Consider the following 17,637-nt stretch of genomic DNA (forward strand, 5'->3'; position numbering starts at 1 on the left):
GGGTCGATTGATGAGAGCTGAGGGCATAGAGACAGTACGACGTATCCTCTGCGTCTTTCCGCGCTATACGTCGTCGTTTGGCACCTTCGAGCACGCCTACCCCCTGACCGACGGCGTCAAGGCGTTCATGCCGCCGCAGGGTCTGCTGCTGATTGCCGCATACCTCCCCGAGAATTGGCCGGTCCGTTTCGTCGACGAGAACCTGCGTCCGGCCACGACGGAAGATTTCGAGTGGGCGGACGCGGTGTTCGTCAGCGGTATGCACATCCAGCGCCAGCAGATGAACGACATCTGCCACCGCGCGCATGACCATGATCTCGTGGTCGCGATCGGCGGGCCGTCCGTCAGCGCGTGCCCGGACTATTATCCCTCATTCGACTACCTTCATGTCGGCGAGCTCGGCGATGCGACCAACGAGCTGATCAGGCGCCTCGCGGAAGACACAAGGCGTCCCGACCAGCAGGTGGTGCTGACGACCCTCGACCGGCTGCCGATGACGGATTTCCCGCTGCCGGCCTATGAGCTTGCCGAAACCAAGAAGTACTTCCTCGGCAGCATCCAGTTCTCCTCTGGTTGCCCCTATCAGTGCGAGTTCTGCGACATTCCCGGGCTCTATGGCCGCAATCCGCGGCTGAAGTCGCCGCAGCAGATCATCGCCGAGCTCGACAAGCTGCGCGCATGTGGTGCGACCGACACCGTCTATTTCGTCGATGACAATTTCATCGGCAACCGCAAGGCGGCGAGCGAGCTGCTGCCGCATCTGATCGAATGGCAGAAGCGGACCGGTTATGTCACGCGCCTCGCCTGCGAGGCGACGCTCAACATCGCCAAGCGGCCCGAGATCCTGGAGAAGATGCGCGAAGCGTTCTTCGTGACGATCTTCGTTGGCATCGAGACGCCTGATCCCGACGCGCTGAAAGCCATGCACAAGGATCAGAACATGATGGTTCCGATCCTGGAGGGTGTGCGCACCATCAACTCCTTCGGCATGGAGGTCGTCTCCGGCATCATCATGGGGCTCGACACCGACAAGCCCCAGACCGGTGACGCGCTGATCTCCTTCGTCGAAGAGTCGCGGATTCCGCTGCTCACGATCAATCTGCTGCAGGCATTGCCGAAGACGCCGCTGTGGGATCGGCTCGAAAAGGCAGGGCGGCTGGTCCATGACGATGGCCGCGACTCCAATGTCGAGTTCCTGCTGCCCTATGAGGACGTGGTGAGTTCCTGGCGCAAATGCATGGAGATCGCCTACGAGCCGAAGAAGCTGTTCGAGCGCTATCTGCATCAATGCAACTTTACCTATGCCAACCGCATCAAAGTGCCGGTCAGCCCGGAGATGAAGAGCTGGGCCAACATCCGCCGCGGCCTCATCATGCTGCGCAACATCTTCTGGAAGGTCGGCGTGCTCGGCGACTACAGGCGCGTGTTCTGGAAGTTTGCGCTCGGCAGGCTCAAGCGCGGCGATATCGAGGGGCTGATCTCGGCGACGCTGGTTGCGCACCATCTGATCACGTTTGCGCGCGCAGCCTCCAGCGGCCGGCAGAATGCTTCGAACTACTCGATCCGGCTGCGCGAGGCTTCCGTTCCCGCCGAATGACAGCATGACGACACCGCCGGCGCCATCGTCCCCTTCGCTACCCGATTTGCGTGACCTCACGCCGGCGCGCGTCGGCCTCGGCCGCTCCGGAGCAAGCCTGCCGACCGACGCGCTGCTCTCGTTCACGCTCGACCACGCCCGCGCGCGCGACGCCGTTCACGCGGCGTTCGAGATCAGCAGCATTGCGGCCGGTCTTGCCGGCCTCGGCATCACGGCCCGCGAGGTCTCGAGCCAGGCGCACGACCGGCGTGACTATCTGCGCCGGCCGGATCGCGGGCGCATGCTGGACTCCGCGTCGCGGCGATCGCTGGAGAGCAGCGGCATCACCGCCTGCTCCTGCGCCATCGTGATCGGAGACGGCCTGTCGCCGACCGCGGTCAATGTGCACGCCGTCGAATTGATCCGGCATCTCCTGCCGCGGCTTGCGGCCGACAAGATCGATGCCGGTGCTGCGATCGTGGCGTCCGGTGCGCGCGTTGCGCTCGGCGACGAGATCGGCGCAATCCTCGGCGCGCGCATGTTGGTGATGCTGATCGGCGAACGGCCCGGTCTTTCCGCGCCGGACAGTCTGGGCGCTATCTCACCTTTGCACCGCGGATCGGCCTCACCGATGCCGATCGCAACTGCGTCTCCAACATCCACCGTGCCGGACTGAGCTATGCGGAAGCCGCATTCAGGATCGCTTGGCTTGTGCGCGAGGGGCTGGCCCGCCAGATCACCGGGGTCGCGTTGAAGGATGAAAGCGGCGGTGGATCGTCACAGAATGCGCTCACAGGGTGTGGCAAATCGGATACTTAGTGGTGGCGATCGCCGGTTCCCCGTCGATTTGTCTCGACGCTCGCGCTTGCGACCAAGAGGGCAGACGGGTAAAACCGGCGCCGGTCAATATTCGCGTGTTTTCAAGGACTAGCGCCGATCAGTTGCGCTCACCCGCCTCATTCGCGCCCCTAGACCCAAGCTAGACAGATTGAGCCGTTTCAGAACTGGACAGGGCATGCTCGAGAAGAATTCCGAAAGTCAGGTCCACGTCGAGAAGGTCGAAGAGCCGCGGTCGGGTCCCAGCATCGCGTTCGGGATCGAGCGTCTCGGCCTGATCCCGATGCGGGCGCCGATCCTGTCCTGCATCGTGCTCGTTCTGCTGCTGGTCGGCGCCGTGTTCGGCGTGCATCGGATCAAGATCGACGATTCGTTGTCGCAGCTGTTCCGGTCCAACTCCAAGGACTACAAGCAATACGAGGCGGTGACCAAGCGTTTCCCGGCGACCGAGTTCGACGTCCTCGTCGTGGTCGAAGGCAAGACGCTGCTTGAGCGCGACAACCTCGGCAAGCTGCGCGACATGGTCACCGATCTGCAGCTCGTCGACGGCGTGCGCGGCCTGGTCTCGCTGTTCTCGGCGCGCCAGGCGCCGGAGCGCGGCAAGCTGCCGGCGGCGCTGTTCCCGAACGAGCTTCCGGAGGGCGCGGCCTACGACAAGTTCGTCGAGACCGTCAAAAGCAACGAGATCATCCGCGGCAAGTTGTTGTCGGAGGACGGCACGCTTGCGCTGATCGTGCTGTCGCTCGAGCCCGAGGTGGTCGGCAGCAACAAGCTCGGCAAGGTGATCGGTGACATCAGGAAGATCATGGCCGACGATCTCGGCGGCAGCGGGCTCAATGCCCAGCTGTCCGGCGTGCCGGTCATGCAGCTCGAGATCCGCAACGCGGTCGAGCGCGACGGCCTGACCTATAATATTCTCGGCATCCTCGCCGGCTGTATCATCGCCATCATCTTCTTCCGGAAGATCTCCTTCATGGTGGCGGCGGCGTTCCCGCCGATGATCGCGATCCTGCTCGCGCTCGGTGGCCTCGGCTGGGCCAATTTCAATCTCAACATGTTCCTCAACGTGATGACGCCGCTCATCATGGTGATCAGCTTCTCCGACTCGATGCAGCTGACATTCGCGGCGCGCGACCGGCTGATTGCGGGGCAAGACAAGTTCACCGCCTTCAAGAACGCCGTGCTGGTGGTCGGGCCGGCCTGCGTGCTGACGCACGGAACGGCCGGCATTTCCTTCATCGCGCTGCAGTTCTCGGATTCCGACCTGATCCGCAAATTCGGCGAGGCCGGGCTTGCTGCCACCATCATCGCGCTGGTTGCGGTGCTGTCACTGGTGCCGGTGTTCGGCATCCTGCTGGTGCGCAACGAGAAGCTGTTTGCGGTCAAGTTCCAGAGCGCCGATGCCGGCGTGCAGGCGCTGCGCAATTTCTGCTACTGGATCGCGGTGCGCATGGTCGGCCGTCCCGGGCTGTTCAGCCTGCTTGCGCTGATCGTCGTCGGCGCCTCGGCATAATCTATGCCAACCTCGAGCCGCGTTACCGGCTCGCCGACCAGGTGCCGGACAAGCGGCAGGCGGTCGCGGCGTCGAATCGGCTCGACGCCAAGCTGACCGGCGCCAATCCGGTCGATGTGCTGATCGAATTCCCCAAGGGGCAATCGCTCTACTCGCCGGAGACGTTGAAAACGATCGCCGACGTGCATGCGATGGTCGAGGAGTCTGCCGGCGTCGGCAACGTCTGGTCGCTGGAAACCCTGCGGCGCTGGCTTGCCGAAAAGGCCGGCAGCAACGACGTCGCGACGCTGAAGGAATATGTCGACCTGATCCCCGAGCATCTGGTGCGGCGGTTCATCGACAAGAATCAGGACGCGGTCGTGGTGTCGGGCCGCGTTCCGGATCTGGACTCGAGCCAGTTGCTTCCGGTCGTGAACAAGCTCGATCACTCGCTCGACAAGGTGCGTGCCGAGCATCCCGGTTACGAGATCGCGGTGACCGGCCTGTCGGTGATCGCCGCGCGCAACAGCGCCAACATGATCGAGAAACTCAACCACGGCCTCACCATCGAGTTCTTGCTGGTCGCGATCTTCATCGGGCTCGCGTTCCGCTCCGTGGTGGTGATGTTCTCCTGCATCCTGCCGGGCATTTTCCCGGTGGTGCTGTCAGGCACCGTGCTGTGGCTGCTCGGGGAGGGGCTACAATTCGCAAGCGTCGTGGCATTGACCGTGTCGTTCGGCCTTGGCCTCTCCGCCACCATCCACTTCCTCAACCGGCTGCGGCTCGAAACCAAGCCGGGTGTCACGCCGGAGCTCGCGGTGGAGCGCGCCACCGTCCTGGTCGGTCCCGCACTGATCCTGACCACGGTGGTGCTGGCCTGCGGTCTCGTGGTCACGGTGTTCTCCGACCTGCCGTCACTGCGCCTGTTCGGCTGGCTCAGCGCATTCTCGATGGTGGCGGCCCTGGTCGCGGACCTCTTTATCCTGCGGCCGACCTCGATGTTCCTGATCAACCTGTCGCAAAAGCTCCGCGGCAAGGCCGGGCAGCCGGCGCGATCGAAAAGGCCTGATCGACCGACAGCAAAACGTAAAAAGGCCCGGTTCGAAGCGCTCGGAACCGGGCCTTTCTGTTTGTCAGCGAAATCGATCGGGAGCGTCAGGTCTTGGTCATGGTGATCGTGACGCCGCGGATCTCGCCCTTGGAGTCGATCTGCACGACCTGCTTGGAGCCGTTGGTCTGCAGGTTCAGGTTCGCGGCAAAGCCGGATGCCTCGACGAACACGTCGATCCGCCCGCCGCCCGCGGTACCCTGCAGATTGCCGAAGATGTTGCGGCTCGCCTCGCTCCAGTTGCCGGAGATCCGGTCGCCCTGGCTGGTGACGTCGCTGGAGAGGTCGAACTTGTAGCTGTCGCTGGCGCAATGCAGCGATTGCTTCAGGCTCATGCCGGATGGCGCGACCTTGTAGTCCGCCTTGCAACGAATGCGTTCGGTCGTGCCGTTGGACAACGCCACCGTGCCCGTTCCGGTCCAGGAGCCGGCAAAACCGGCAAACGGACCGCTGGCCTGGGCATGGACCGCGGAGGCAGACAGCATCAGAGCGGCGCCGACGCCGATAGCGCGGAGGGCCTGGCCATAAAGGCTGGAACCAAACAGTTTCATTGTGAATTTCCCATCAAAATCAACGCCTCCTTTGCAAGAAAGCGTCTCGCCGCATCGAAGGTTTAGTGTCACCCAAGAATGTTAGGTTCAAACGACAGAGGCGACGCGCGCGACGCCTTTTCGTCATCGAACAGAATCAGAAACCGTTGGCCTCATCATGGCATCTAGCTTTGCGCGAGTATCATCCGCAATAGCCAAACGCGACAAAGTGATAGTACGAATTTAACTTGTCTATCAATGACTTAAGTGGGGGTTTACAGCGCCGTAAATTTAGCCGCATTTAGCAGTGCTTGTCGTCAATCCGTTGCCGCGTTACGTGGCGTCTGCAATCCCCAAAATCCGTCCCGGCCATGCCGAAACGCTTTCGGGAACAGATTTTCTGCTGTCGGAAATGAAGGAATACGATGCGTAAATTTCTCTTGGCACTTGCCCTGTTGTCGATCCCGCTCGCGTCCAGCGCCGTCGCCCAGCAGCAGCAGGGACGCGGTACACCCGATGAGCAGAAGGCCTGCACGCGCGACGTGCAGCGTCACTGCCGCTCCGTCATCGATCAAGGCGACTTCACCATTCTCGCCTGCCTGCAGCAGAACCGCAGCAAGATCAGCGCCGCCTGCGACCAGGTGCTGAAGACCCACGGCCAATAAGACCGAATTCAGGTCTCAAGGGACCGCTATCGACACCGCGGCTGGCAGCCATGCCGGCCGCGGCCACATATGCTGGCGGTCACAGATGGCATTGGTTTTGGTGGCGTATTCCCCTATATGGGGCTCGCAAATCCCCCGCATGCGCCCAGACGGTTCGCGCCTGCGTCGTGCCATGACCAGTGTAGCCCAAATTTCCCATGACCACCGCGAGCGACCTGCGATCCGGAAAGACCCACCGCGACGAGAATTTTCCCGTCGCGTCGTGGATCATTCATCCGCGGCATCGCGCCCTGATCCTGGCCTTCTATAATTTCGTCCGCACTGCTGACGATATCGCCGATCACGCCACGCTGCCACCTGAGGAGAAGCTGCGCTATCTCGACCTCATGGAGGCCGAGCTGCTCGGCAATGGCGACAGCCAGAAGGAAGCCGTCAGCCTGCGCCGGGCCCTCGCCGAGCGCGGTATGCCGCCGCGGCATGCGCTCGACGTGCTGGTGGCGTTCCGCCTCGACGTCACCAAGCTGCGCTATGAAGATTGGGACGACGTGATCGACTATTGCCGCTACTCGGCGATGCCGGTCGGGCGGTTCATGCTCGACGTGCATGGCGAAGATACCTCGACCTGGGCCGCATCGGATGCGCTCTGCGCCGCCTTGCAGATCAACAATCATCTGCAGGACTGCGGCAAGGACTACCGCAACCTGAACCGCGTCTACCTGCCGCGCGATGCGCTTGCCGCCGCGGGCGCAACGGTCGAGATGCTCGACGAGGCGAAGTCACAGCCGGCCCTGCTCAAATGCCTGCAGGCGCTCGCGGTGCGCACCGAGACGCTGCTTGTGCAAAGCAAGTCACTTGCCGCCGAGGTGAAGGACTTCAGGCTGGGGCTGGAAATTTCCGTGATCCAGGCGTTCGCCGACAAGATCGTCAACATGCTGAAGGTGCGCGATCCGCTCAGCGAGCGCGTGCATTTGAGCAAGGTTGAACTGTTGCTGCAGAGCATTGGCGGCGTTGCCGGCGAGACCGCGCAGCGCGCGACCGGACGGCGTGCGGTCTCCAAGACGGCGGCAGGCGCATGAGTGCTGAGGCGGCGGCCAACGCGAACTACGGAAGCACTGCGTCGGGCAGCTCGTTCTATGCCGCGATGCGCATCCTGCCGCACGCGCAGCGCGAGGCGATGTTCCAGATCTACAGCTTCTGCCGGCAGGTCGACGACATCGCCGATTCCGACGGCCCGCGGCCGGAGCGCCTGGCCGCGTTGCAGCAGTGGCGCGACGATATTGACGCGCTCTATGCCGGCCGTCCGCCGGAACGCCTCAAGGACTATGTCGCGTCGGTGAAGACCTTCGGCCTGAAGCGCGAGGATTTCGTCGCGATCGTCGACGGCATGGAGATGGACGTGCCGCAGGACATCCGCGCGCCGGATCTCGCAACGCTCGACCTGTATTGCGATCGCGTCGCGAGCGCGGTCGGCCGGCTGTCGGTGCGCGTGTTCGGCCTGCCCGAGGAGGACGGCATCCAGCTCGCCTATCACCTCGGCCGCGCGTTGCAGCTCACCAACATCCTGCGCGACATCGACGAGGATGCCGGTCTCGGCCGGCTCTATTTGCCGCGCGAATGGCTCTGGCATGCCGGCATCACCAACAACGACCCGGCCCGCGTCACCGCCGACCGCGCGCTGCCGAAGGTGTGTGCGCCGCTCGCCGAGCGAGCCAAGATGCATTTCCAGAAGTCCGACGAGATCATGAAGCGCAATTCGCGCCGCGCCGTGCGCGCGCCGCGGATCATGTCGAAATACTACCGCGCGATCCTCGATCTGTTGATTGCGCGCGGCTTCGCCGCCCCGCGTGCGCCGGTGCGTGTGTCCAAGGCGGCCAAGATCGGCATTCTTCTTCGTTACGCGATCATCTGATGCAAAAGACCGTTCATATCATCGGTGCCGGTATTTCCGGCCTCTCCGCCGCCGTGCGGCTCGCCAATGCCGGCTACAAGGTCGCCGTCCACGAGGCGACGCAGCAAGCCGGCGGCCGTTGCCGCTCCTATTTCGACGCCGCCACCAATCTCACCATCGACAATGGCAACCACCTGCTGCTGTCGGGCAATCGCCACGCGCTGAGCTATGCGCGTTCGATCGGCACCGAGGCCGGCCTCGTGGGGCCTGCGCGCGCGCAGTTTCCGTTCGTCGATCTGGCCTCGGGCCAGCGCTGGCAGCTCGATCTCGGCGACTCCCGCCTGCCGCTGTGGGTATTCGACGAGGCGCGCCGCGTCCCCGACACGACCTTGCGCGACTACCTCGCATTGGCGCCGCTGGCCTGGGCCGGCACCGAGGCGCTGGTCGGCAACACCATTCCCTGCAAGGGCACGCTGTACGACCGCCTGGTGCAGCCGCTGCTGCTTGCCGCGCTGAACGTCGATCCGCCGGAGGGCTCGGCCGGGCTTGCCGGCGCCATCGTGCGCGAGACGCTGCTCGCGGGCGGCCAGGCCTGCCGTCCGCTGATCGCACGCGACGGCCTGAGCTCGGTCCTGATCGAGCCGGCCGTGAAGCTGCTGCAGGACCGTGGCCACAGCGTCCAGTTCAGTCACGAATTGCGTACGCTCGGCATCTCCGGTGATCGTGTCACGGAGCTCGATTTTGGCGGCGGCGACAAGATCGCGCTGGCGGCCGGCGATGCTGTCGTGCTGGCGGTGCCGCCGCGCGCTGCGGCCTCGCTGCTGCCCGGTTTGAAGACGCCGACCAAATTCCGCGCCATCGTGAACGCGCATTTCCGCGTCGATCCGCCGCGCGACGCCGCGGCCATTCTCGGCGTCGTCGGCGGCCTCGTGGAGTGGCTGTTCGCATTCCCGCAACGGCTGTCGGTGACGATTTCGAACGGCGACCGCCTGGTCGACATGCCGCGAGAGGAGCTCGCGCAGGCAATCTGGCGGGATATCTGCAAGGCTTCGGGCGTGTCCGGCGACCTGCCGCCCTGGCAGATCGTGCGCGAGCGCCGTGCCACATTTGAGGCGACGCCGGAGCAGAACGCACTGCGTCCGGGGGCCGTAACGGCGCAAAAAAACCTGTTCCTTGCCGGCGATTGGACTGCTACCGGGTTGCCAGCAACCATCGAGGGATCGGTGCGATCCGGTGATCGCGCCGCAGATCTGGTTCTGGCCAGGCGATAGATTCGACCCGTTGGAGCATTTTCGGGCGCCGCGGTTACTGGTGCGCATCAGGAAAATGCGACCAAGCAAATGGATGAGAGCCTGATCCGATTCAATCGGATCATGCTCGGAAGCGGATGCGGCTTTCGATCAGCCGGTCCGCGATGAAGAGGATATCGAGCGAAATGCTTTCGAGAGATCACGGCGTTGCAGTCGACCCGGTCGCGCTGGAGAAGAGCATCTCCAAGGCAACCGAAGCGCTGCTCGGCTATCGCCAGTCCGACGGGCACTGGGTGTTCGAGCTCGAGGCCGACAGCACAATTCCGGCCGAGTACGTCCTGCTGCGTCACTATCTCGCCGAACCCGTCGATGCCGCCCTCGAGGCCAAGATCGGCAACTATCTGCGCCGCGTCCAGGGTGCGCATGGCGGCTGGCCGCTGGTGCATGACGGCCCGTTCGACATGAGCGCCAGCGTGAAGTCGTACTTCGCACTGAAGATGATCGGCGATTCCGTCGACGCGCCGCACATGGTGCGGGCGCGCGAGGCGATCCGCTCCCGCGGCGGCGCTTCGGGCAGCAACGTGTTCACGCGCTTCCTGCTCGCGCTCTATGGCGTCGTCACCTGGCGCGCGACGCCGGTGCTGCCGATCGAGATCATGCTGCTGCCGATGTGGTCGCCGTTCCACATCAACAAGATCTCCTACTGGGCGCGCACCACGATGGTGCCGCTGATGGTGCTCGCCGCGCTGAAGCCGCGCGCGAAGAATCCGAAGGGCGTCGGCATCGACGAACTCTTCCTGGAAGATCCGGAATCGGTCCGCATGGCGCCGAAGGCGCCGCATCAGAGCGCGAGCTGGTTCTATCTGTTCCGCTCGCTCGACGCCGTGCTGCGCGTGATCGAGCCGATGTTTCCGAAGAGTCTGCGCCAGCGCGCGATCGACGCCGCGCTCGCCTTCACCGAAGAGCGGCTTAACGGCGAAGACGGCATGGGCGCGATCTATCCGCCGATGGCCAACATCGTCATGATGTACGAGGCGCTCGGCAAGGACGAGAGTTTCCCGCCGCGCGCGATCACCCGCCGCGGCATCGACAAGCTGCTCGTGATCGGCGACGACGAGGCCTACTGCCAGCCCTGCGTCTCGCCGGTGTGGGACACCGCGCTGACCTGCCACGCGCTGCAGGAAGCGGGCGGCGACGACACCTTCGCCAAGGCCAAGCAAGGTCTCGACTGGCTGAAGCCGCGCCAGGTGTTGGAGCTGAAGGGCGACTGGGCGGTCAAGGCGCCGGGCGTCCGTCCCGGCGGCTGGGCGTTCCAGTACAACAACGACCACTATCCCGATCTCGACGATACCGCCGTGGTGGTGATGGCGATGGATCGCGTGCGGCGTCACACCGGTACCCGCGAATATGACGAGGCGATCGCGCGCGGCCGCGAATGGATCGAGGGCCTGCAGAGCCGCGACGGCGGCTGGGCGGCGTTCGACGCCAACAACCTCGAATATTACCTCAACAACATCCCGTTCTCGGATCACGGCGCATTGCTCGATCCGCCGACCGAGGACGTCACCGCGCGCTGTATCTCGATGCTGGGCCAGCTCGGCGAGACCGCCGAGAGCAGCAAGGCGATGGCCGACGGCATTGCCTATCTGCGCCGCACCCAGCTGGCCGAGGGCTCCTGGTACGGCCGCTGGGGCCTGAACTACGTCTACGGCACCTGGTCGGTGCTCTCGGCGCTAAATGTCGCAGGGATCGACCGCAACGACCCGATGGTCCGGAGGGCGGTCGATTGGCTGGCGTCGGTCCAGAATCAGGACGGTGGCTGGGGCGAGGACGCCGTCAGCTACCGGCTGGACTACAAGGGCTACGAAGTTGCGCCATCGACCTCCTCGCAAACGGCATGGGCCTTGCTTGGATTGATGGCGGCCGGAGAGGTCGAAAACCCCGCCGTTGCGCGGGGGGTGGAGTACCTAAAGGCAACACAGACGGAAAAAGGGCTGTGGGACGAGCAGCGATACACCGCTACGGGGTTTCCGCGGGTATTTTACTTGCGATATCATGGCTACTCGAAGTTCTTTCCGCTCTGGGCGCTGGCGCGGTATCGGAATCTGAGAAGCACCAATAGCAGGGTGGTAGGGGTCGGGATGTGATTGTTGAGGCGGGGGCCGCCGAGTCCGTGGGCAGAATTGATCCTCGGCCGGTACTGATTGTGACTGGATTGGTGCAGGAGGCCCGGATCGCGGCAGGCCCCGGCATGATTGTGATTTGCAGCTCGAGCGACTCGCAGCAACTGCGTGAACTGCTGGCAACGCTGGATCCGAAGACTTTCCGTGGCGTGATTTCGTTCGGCGTGGCCGGCGGACTCGACCCGTCGCTCAAGTCGGGCGACGTCGTGGTCGCGACTGAGGTGATGTCGGGCGATACGCGCTTCCTGGCCGCATCGGCCCTGAATGAGGAGATGATCGCCAGCGCCGCGCTGAAGCGGCGCAGGATCGTCCGTGGCGGCCTCGCCGGCGTGGAAGAGGTGATCGCGGCAAAGGCCTGCAAGGCCGCGCTGCGCTCGATGACGGGCGCCGCTGCAGTCGATATGGAGAGCCATATCGCGGCAGCCTATGCCGCCAAAGCGGGCATTCCGTTCGCCGCGCTGCGCGTGATCAGCGATCCCGCGCACCGGGCGCTGCCGGAACTGGCGAAATCCGCGGTGAAGCCGAACGGCGACATCGACCTGCGCAAGGTGCTGCGCGGCATCGCGCGCAATCCGCGCACGTTGCGGGCGCTGGTGTCGACCGGGATCGACTTCAACCGCGCGCTGCGCTCGCTGCGCAGCTGCCGCGGCTTCCTGCTCGGCAACGAGGTGCTGATGCCGGTGGACGACGTGCTGATCACGGCGAAGGCAGCCTAAGCCGCTGTCCCGGGTCGGGAGCTCGTCCTGCCAGGCTCCAAAGCAAGCTCAAAAACAAAGGCTCGATCGCATCGCGATCGGGCCTTTTGCTTTGGTGTGCCGGGCGGCGCGCTTTACGCGGCCGTGGAAGCCTTCTGCTGCTGCTTGGCGGCTGCAGCCGCAGCCTCGTCGCGGCGGATCTCAGAGAGCTTCTTCTCGACCTGCTCGGCGAAGATGTACTGCGCTGGGCGCTGCTTCGACATGTCGATCTCCGGCGCCATCGGACCCGAGGTCTTGATGCCGCGCAGCGCGACCCACATCGCCTTCAGCGGATTGTTGATCGCAGCGGTTGCCGCAGTCGGCTCGTAGCCGCAATGGGCCATACAGTCGGCGCACTTCTCGTACTTGCCGGTGCCGTAGGTGTCCCAATCGGTGGTGTCCATCAGCTCCTTGAAGGTCTTGGCGTAGCCTTCACCGAGCAGATAGCAGGGCTTCTGCCAGCCGAAGATGTTGCGCGCCGGCATGCCCCAGGGCGTGCACTCGTATTCCTGGTTGCCGGCGAGGAAGTCCAAAAAGAGCCCGGAATGCATGAAGTTCCACTTCTTGCCCTTGCCGAGCGCAAAGACGTCGCGGAACAGCTTCTTGGTCTTGGTGCGGTTGAGGAAGTGCTCCTGGTCGGGCGCGCGCTCATAAGCGTAACCCGGCGACATCGAGACGCCGACGCGAGCTCGGTCGTGAAGTCGAGGAACTTGGCGATCTCCTCGGCCGGGTGGCCGTCGAAGATGGTGGCGTTGACGTTGACCGTGAAGCCGCGCGCCTTCGCCGCCTTGATCGCGGAGACGGCGCGATCGAACACGCCCTTCTGCGACACCGCCTTGTCGTGATGGTCTTTCAGGCCGTCGAGATGCACCGAGAAGAACAGGTAGGGCGACGGCTCGAACAGGTCGAGCTTCTTCTCGAGCAGCAGCGCATTGGTGCACAGCGAGACGAACTTCTTGCGCGCCACGAGGCCGCGCACGATCTCGCCGATCTCCTTGTGGATCAGCGGCTCGCCGCCGGGGATCGCCACCATCGGCGCGCCGCATTCATCGGCCGCGTCCCAGCATTCCTGCGCGGTCATGCGGCGATTGAGGATCGCATCGGGATAGTCGATCTTGCCGCAGCCGACGCAGGCGAGGTTGCAGCGGAACAAGGGTTCGAGCATCAGCACGAGCGGATAGCGTTTGCGGCCAAGCAGCTTCTGCTTGATCAGATAACCGCCGATACGCATTTCCTTGAAGAACGGTATAGCCATTAGACGATTTTCTTTCTGCACTTATCAAAGGGAAGTGGGTTCAGATCAGCCCGCAGTCAGTTCGGCTGGCAGCCGGAATTCGATATTCTCTTCGCGGCCCGGAACAACCGAGACCGAGACCGGTCCGATGCGCCGCAGGGCCTCGATCACATCGTCGACCAGAACTTCGGGTGCCGACGCACCCGCCGTAATGCCGACGGCCTTGGCATCCTTCAGCCAGTCCGGGTTGAGCTCGCTCCCATCGGCAATGAGATAACTCGCGACGCCGACCTCGGTGCCGATTTCACGAAGCCTGTTCGAGTTGGAACTATTGGCGGCCCCCACCACCAAAATGACGTCCACCAGCTTGCTCAGGTCCCTTACCGCAGATTGGCGGTTCTGTGTCGCATAGCAGATATCCCTGATGTCCGGGCCTTGAATATCTGTAAATTTTGCCTGAAGGGCCGCGATGATGTCCCTGGTGTCGTCCACGGACAGGGTGGTCTGGGTGATGTAGGCGACCGGAGTATCGGTCGGCAGCCGCAATTCCGCCACATCCTGGACGCTCTGGACCAGCAGGACCGGTCCCGGAACCTGGCCCATCGTGCCCTCGACCTCGGGGTGACCGGCATGCCCGATCAGGATCAGGGCGCGGCCCTTCGAGATATACCGTTTGCCCTGGTTGTGGACCTTCGTGACGAGCGGGCAGGTGGCATTGAGCACGGGCAGGTCGCGGGCTTCCGCCTCCTCCTCGACGCTCCTGGCGACGCCATGGGCACTGAAGACGGTTACCGCCTTGGCCGGCACCTCCGACAGGTCCTCGACGAAGATCGCGCCCTTCTTCTTCAGGCTTTCCACCACGTGCTTGTTGTGAACGATCTCGTGGCGGACGTAGACCGGCGGGCCATACTTCGCGAGCGCGCGTTCGACGATTTCGATCGCGCGCACGACGCCCGCGCAGAAGCCGCGCGGCTGAGCAAGAAACACTTCCATCGGTCGTCCGTTACGCAAATTGCACCAGCCTCATTCCAAGCCTTGCTTCCAAGTCCTGCTTCCAAGCCCTGCGGCCTTTTCGGCAACGCACTCCGCCACGTCGGACCTCGCAACGTCAGTTGCAATGTCCGCACCATCTCAGGTCCTGCACGTGATCCGCGCCCTCAAGGGCATGGAAATACAGGGATTTGTGGCAAAAAGGTAGCGCTTCGAGCGGGTGGGCGGCCGGCAAGGAGGGGAATTTGAGGTAATATAGTGTGGATTTCAGGTCCTGCGACCGTCCGTCTCCCTCACTTGTTCGTCACTTTATCGCCCACTGATGCGGTTTATACCGGCACTCATGGCCGTTCCTGTGCTTTGGAACCTCCTCGCCATCTCGTCGAGGAAGATAACCAAAACAACATTAGATCGGTCCCGGGAACTCCGCTACAGAGCGGGCGTTTTCGGCCATGCTTCCCCGAGATTAGAAAGAAACGAAGTGCTGACAAATATTGTCGTCTCCGTTGTTAGGACCTGTACGCGTTTTGCCCTTCCGGTTGTCATTATCTCTGTGCTGCTGTCGATCGGTGCCGGCTTCTACACGGCCCGCAATTTCTCGATCAACACCGACATCAACAAGCTGATCTCGCCGGATCTCGATTGGCGCAAGCGCGACAACCAGTTCGAGGAAGCCTTTGATCGCGAGCGGCTGATCCTGGCGGTCGTCGAGGCTGCGACGCCCGAGCTGACCAGCTCGGCCGCCAAAGCGCTCACCGCGAAGCTGCAAGCCGACAAGAAGAACTTCGAGGCGATCACCGCGCTCGGCTCCGGTGAGTTCTTCGAGAAGAACGGCCTTTTGTTCCTGCCGACCGAGGAAGTCGGCAAGGTCACCGGCCAGCTCGAATCGGCCGCGCCGTTGATCGAGATCATGGCAGGCGACCCTTCGATTCGCGGCCTGACCGGTGCGCTCGAGACCGGCCTTGCCGGCGTCAAGCGCGGACAGGTCAAGCTCGACAATGCCGCGCCGCCCTTCAACCTGATCTCCGAGACCGTCGAGACCGTCCTCGCCAAGGGCAACGCGACCTTCTCCTGGCGGGAGCTCACCAGCGACAAGCCACTGACCGATTCGGACAAGCGCGCCTTCATCGAGATCAAGCCGATCATCGACTACTCGGCGCTGGAGCCCGGCAAGGCCGCGACCGACGCGATCCGGCAGGCTGCGGCCGACCTGAAATTCCCCACCGAATACCACGCGCGCGTGCGCCTGACCGGACCGGTGCCGATCGCCAACGAGGAATATGCCACCGTGCAGGACGGTGCGATCACCAACGGCATCGGCACCGTGGTGATCGTGCTGATCATCCTCTGGCTGGCGCTGCATTCCGGCAAGATCATCTTCGCCGTATTCGTCAACCTGTTCATCGGCCTTGCCATCACCACGGCAGTCGGCCTGATGATGGTCGGATCGCTGAACCTGCTCTCGATCGCCTTTGCGGTCTTGTTCGTCGGTCTCGGCGTCGACTTCGGCATCCAGTTCAGCGTGCGCTACCGTTCCGAGCGTTACAAGAACGACAATCTGACGTTGGCGCTGGAAAACGCCGCGCGCCGCTCGGCGGTGCCGCTGTCGCTCGCGGCGATGGCGACCGCGGCCGGCTTCCTGTGCTTCCTGCCGACCGACTACAAGGGCATTTCCGAGCTCGGCAAGATCGCCGGCGCCGGCATGTTGGTGGCCTTCGTCACCAGCATCACGGTGCTGCCGGCGCTGCTCGACCTGCTCAATCCGCCCGGCGAGAAGGAGCCGGTCGGCTACGCCTTCCTGGCGCCGCTCGACCACTTCCTGGAGAAGCACCGCGTTCCGATCATCGTCGGCACGCTGCTGGTCACGGTCGCGGGCTTGCCGCTGCTGCACTACATGAAGTTCGACTTCAACCCGATCAATCTGCGCAACAAGCAGGCGGAATCGATCGCCACCTTCCTGGACCTGAGGAAGGACCCGAACACCGGCGCCAACGCCATCAATGTGATGACGCGCTCGGATGCCGACGCCAAGAAGATCGAGGCCAAGCTCGAGAAGCTGCCGGAAGTTTCGCGCGTGATGTCGCTCGACAGCTTCGTGCCGGAGGACCAGCCGGCCAAGCTGAAGCTGATCGCACAGGCGGCCAAGACGCTCGGCCCGGCGCTCAACCCCGACTCGGTCGATCCGGCGCCGTCGGATCAGGAGAATGTCGAGTCGCTGAAGAGCTCGGTCGACAGCCTGCGCAGGACCGCAGGCGACAGCAAGGGGCCGGGTGCGGTTGCCGCGCGTCGGCTTGCCGACGCCCTGCAGAAGCTCGCCGATTCGAACCAGGCAACCCGCGACAAGGCGCAGGACGTCTTCGTCGCGCCGATGAAGATCGTCTTCGACCAGCTTCGCAATACGCTGCAGGCCCAGACCGTCACGCTGCAGAACCTGCCGCCGGAATTGGTCGAGAGCTGGAAGACCAAGGACGGCCTGATGCGTGTCGAGGTCGAGCCGAAGGGCGATCCGAACGACAACGACAATCTGCGCCGCTTCGCCGACGCCGTGCTCGCCGCCGAGCCGACCGCGATCGGCGGACCGGTGTCGATCCTGAAGTCGGGCGATGTCATCGTGAATGCGTTCATCCACGCCGGCATCCTGGCGCTGGTCACGATCAGCCTGCTGCTGTGGCTGGCACTGCGCCGGGTCGTCGACGTGCTGATGACGCTGGTTCCGCTGTTGGTCGCCGGCATCGTCACGCTGGAGATCTGCGTGCTGATCGGGCTGCCGCTCAACTTCGCCAATATCGTCGCATTGCCGCTGCTGCTCGGCGTCGGCGTGGCGTTCAAGATCTACTATGTCACGGCATGGCGGCAGGGCAGGACGAATCTGCTGCAATCGAGCCTGACGCGCGCGATCTTTTTCAGCGCGCTGACCACCGCGACCGCGTTCGGCAGCCTGTGGCTATCCAGTCATCCCGGCACCGCGAGCATGGGCAAGCTGCTTGCGCTCTCGCTCGTCACCACGCTCGCGGCGGTGCTGCTGTTCCAGCCGGCGCTGATGGGCAAACCACGCGAAACCCTCAAGGAAGAGGATATCGCCAACGACGTCACCTGACGCGTTGGCGATCCGCTGTCGATCCGGCTTGGCGGCAGGCGCCGCCGAGCCGC

10 protein-coding genes and 3 pseudogenes are annotated in these 17,637 nt (G+C 63.8%); 10 read left to right on the forward strand and 3 right to left on the reverse strand.

Annotated elements, in window-relative coordinates:
- Window positions 1–10 precede the first annotated feature (10 nt).
- From ALC15_RS04270 to ALC15_RS04280, 3 genes and pseudogenes are all read left to right on the forward strand, one after another.
- Window positions 11–1,597, forward strand: a complete 1,587-nt coding sequence (locus ALC15_RS04270; RefSeq protein WP_050626206.1) for a B12-binding domain-containing radical SAM protein — start codon at window positions 11–13, stop codon at window positions 1,595–1,597.
- A gap of 4 nt (window positions 1,598–1,601) precedes the next feature.
- Window positions 1,602–2,395 (forward strand): annotated as a pseudogene (gene eutC / locus ALC15_RS04275) (ethanolamine ammonia-lyase subunit EutC).
- Window positions 2,396–2,591: 196 nt separating this feature from the next.
- Window positions 2,592–4,939 (forward strand): annotated as a pseudogene (locus ALC15_RS04280) (efflux RND transporter permease subunit); the annotation flags it as partial.
- Window positions 4,940–5,060: 121 nt separating this feature from the next.
- Here ALC15_RS04280 and ALC15_RS04285 read toward each other — a convergent pair.
- The gene (locus ALC15_RS04285; RefSeq protein WP_050626207.1) at window positions 5,061–5,564 is read right to left on the reverse strand and encodes a hypothetical protein; all 504 of its coding nucleotides are present in this window, start codon (window positions 5,562–5,564) and stop codon (window positions 5,061–5,063) included.
- A gap of 404 nt (window positions 5,565–5,968) precedes the next feature.
- Between ALC15_RS04285 and ALC15_RS04290 the strand changes: the two genes are divergently transcribed.
- From ALC15_RS04290 to ALC15_RS04315, 6 genes are all read left to right on the forward strand, one after another.
- Window positions 5,969–6,208, forward strand: coding sequence for a hypothetical protein (locus ALC15_RS04290; protein ID WP_050420121.1), 240 nt, complete (start codon window positions 5,969–5,971; stop codon window positions 6,206–6,208).
- A gap of 197 nt (window positions 6,209–6,405) precedes the next feature.
- Complete coding sequence (gene hpnC / locus ALC15_RS04295) at window positions 6,406–7,284, forward strand: squalene synthase HpnC (protein ID WP_050626208.1); 879 nt, start codon at window positions 6,406–6,408, stop codon at window positions 7,282–7,284.
- Window positions 7,281–8,117 (forward strand): presqualene diphosphate synthase HpnD, encoded by an 837-nt coding sequence (hpnD, locus tag ALC15_RS04300; RefSeq protein WP_050626209.1) that lies wholly within the window; start codon window positions 7,281–7,283, stop codon window positions 8,115–8,117. The genes hpnC and hpnD overlap by 4 nt, the downstream gene beginning before the upstream one ends.
- Complete coding sequence (gene hpnE / locus ALC15_RS04305) at window positions 8,117–9,367, forward strand: hydroxysqualene dehydroxylase HpnE (RefSeq protein WP_050626210.1); 1,251 nt, start codon at window positions 8,117–8,119, stop codon at window positions 9,365–9,367. Before hpnD ends, hpnE begins: the two co-directional genes overlap by 1 nt.
- Window positions 9,368–9,531: 164 nt before the next feature.
- Window positions 9,532–11,493, forward strand: a complete 1,962-nt coding sequence (shc, locus tag ALC15_RS04310) for a squalene--hopene cyclase (protein WP_050626329.1) — start codon at window positions 9,532–9,534, stop codon at window positions 11,491–11,493.
- A 26-nt stretch (window positions 11,494–11,519) separates the two neighbouring features.
- Window positions 11,520–12,245, forward strand: a complete 726-nt coding sequence (locus ALC15_RS04315; RefSeq protein WP_162240470.1) for a phosphorylase — start codon at window positions 11,520–11,522, stop codon at window positions 12,243–12,245.
- 113 nt (window positions 12,246–12,358) lie between these two features.
- On the opposite strand, the pseudogene hpnH reads toward ALC15_RS04315, so the two are convergent.
- Window positions 12,359–13,518, reverse strand: a pseudogene (gene hpnH / locus ALC15_RS04320) (adenosyl-hopene transferase HpnH).
- A gap of 45 nt (window positions 13,519–13,563) precedes the next feature.
- Window positions 13,564–14,490, reverse strand: coding sequence for a 4-hydroxy-3-methylbut-2-enyl diphosphate reductase (gene ispH / locus ALC15_RS04325; RefSeq protein WP_050626212.1), 927 nt, complete (start codon window positions 14,488–14,490; stop codon window positions 13,564–13,566).
- 478 nt (window positions 14,491–14,968) lie between these two features.
- Here ispH and hpnN point away from each other — a divergent pair, with 478 nt between their 5' ends.
- The gene (hpnN, locus tag ALC15_RS04330; RefSeq protein ID WP_050626213.1) at window positions 14,969–17,584 is read left to right on the forward strand and encodes a hopanoid transporter HpnN; all 2,616 of its coding nucleotides are present in this window, start codon (window positions 14,969–14,971) and stop codon (window positions 17,582–17,584) included.
- Window positions 17,585–17,637: the final 53 nt, after the last annotated feature.

This window comes from Bradyrhizobium viridifuturi, assembly GCF_001238275.1.
In the GTDB taxonomy this organism is placed as follows: domain Bacteria; phylum Pseudomonadota; class Alphaproteobacteria; order Rhizobiales; family Xanthobacteraceae; genus Bradyrhizobium; species Bradyrhizobium viridifuturi.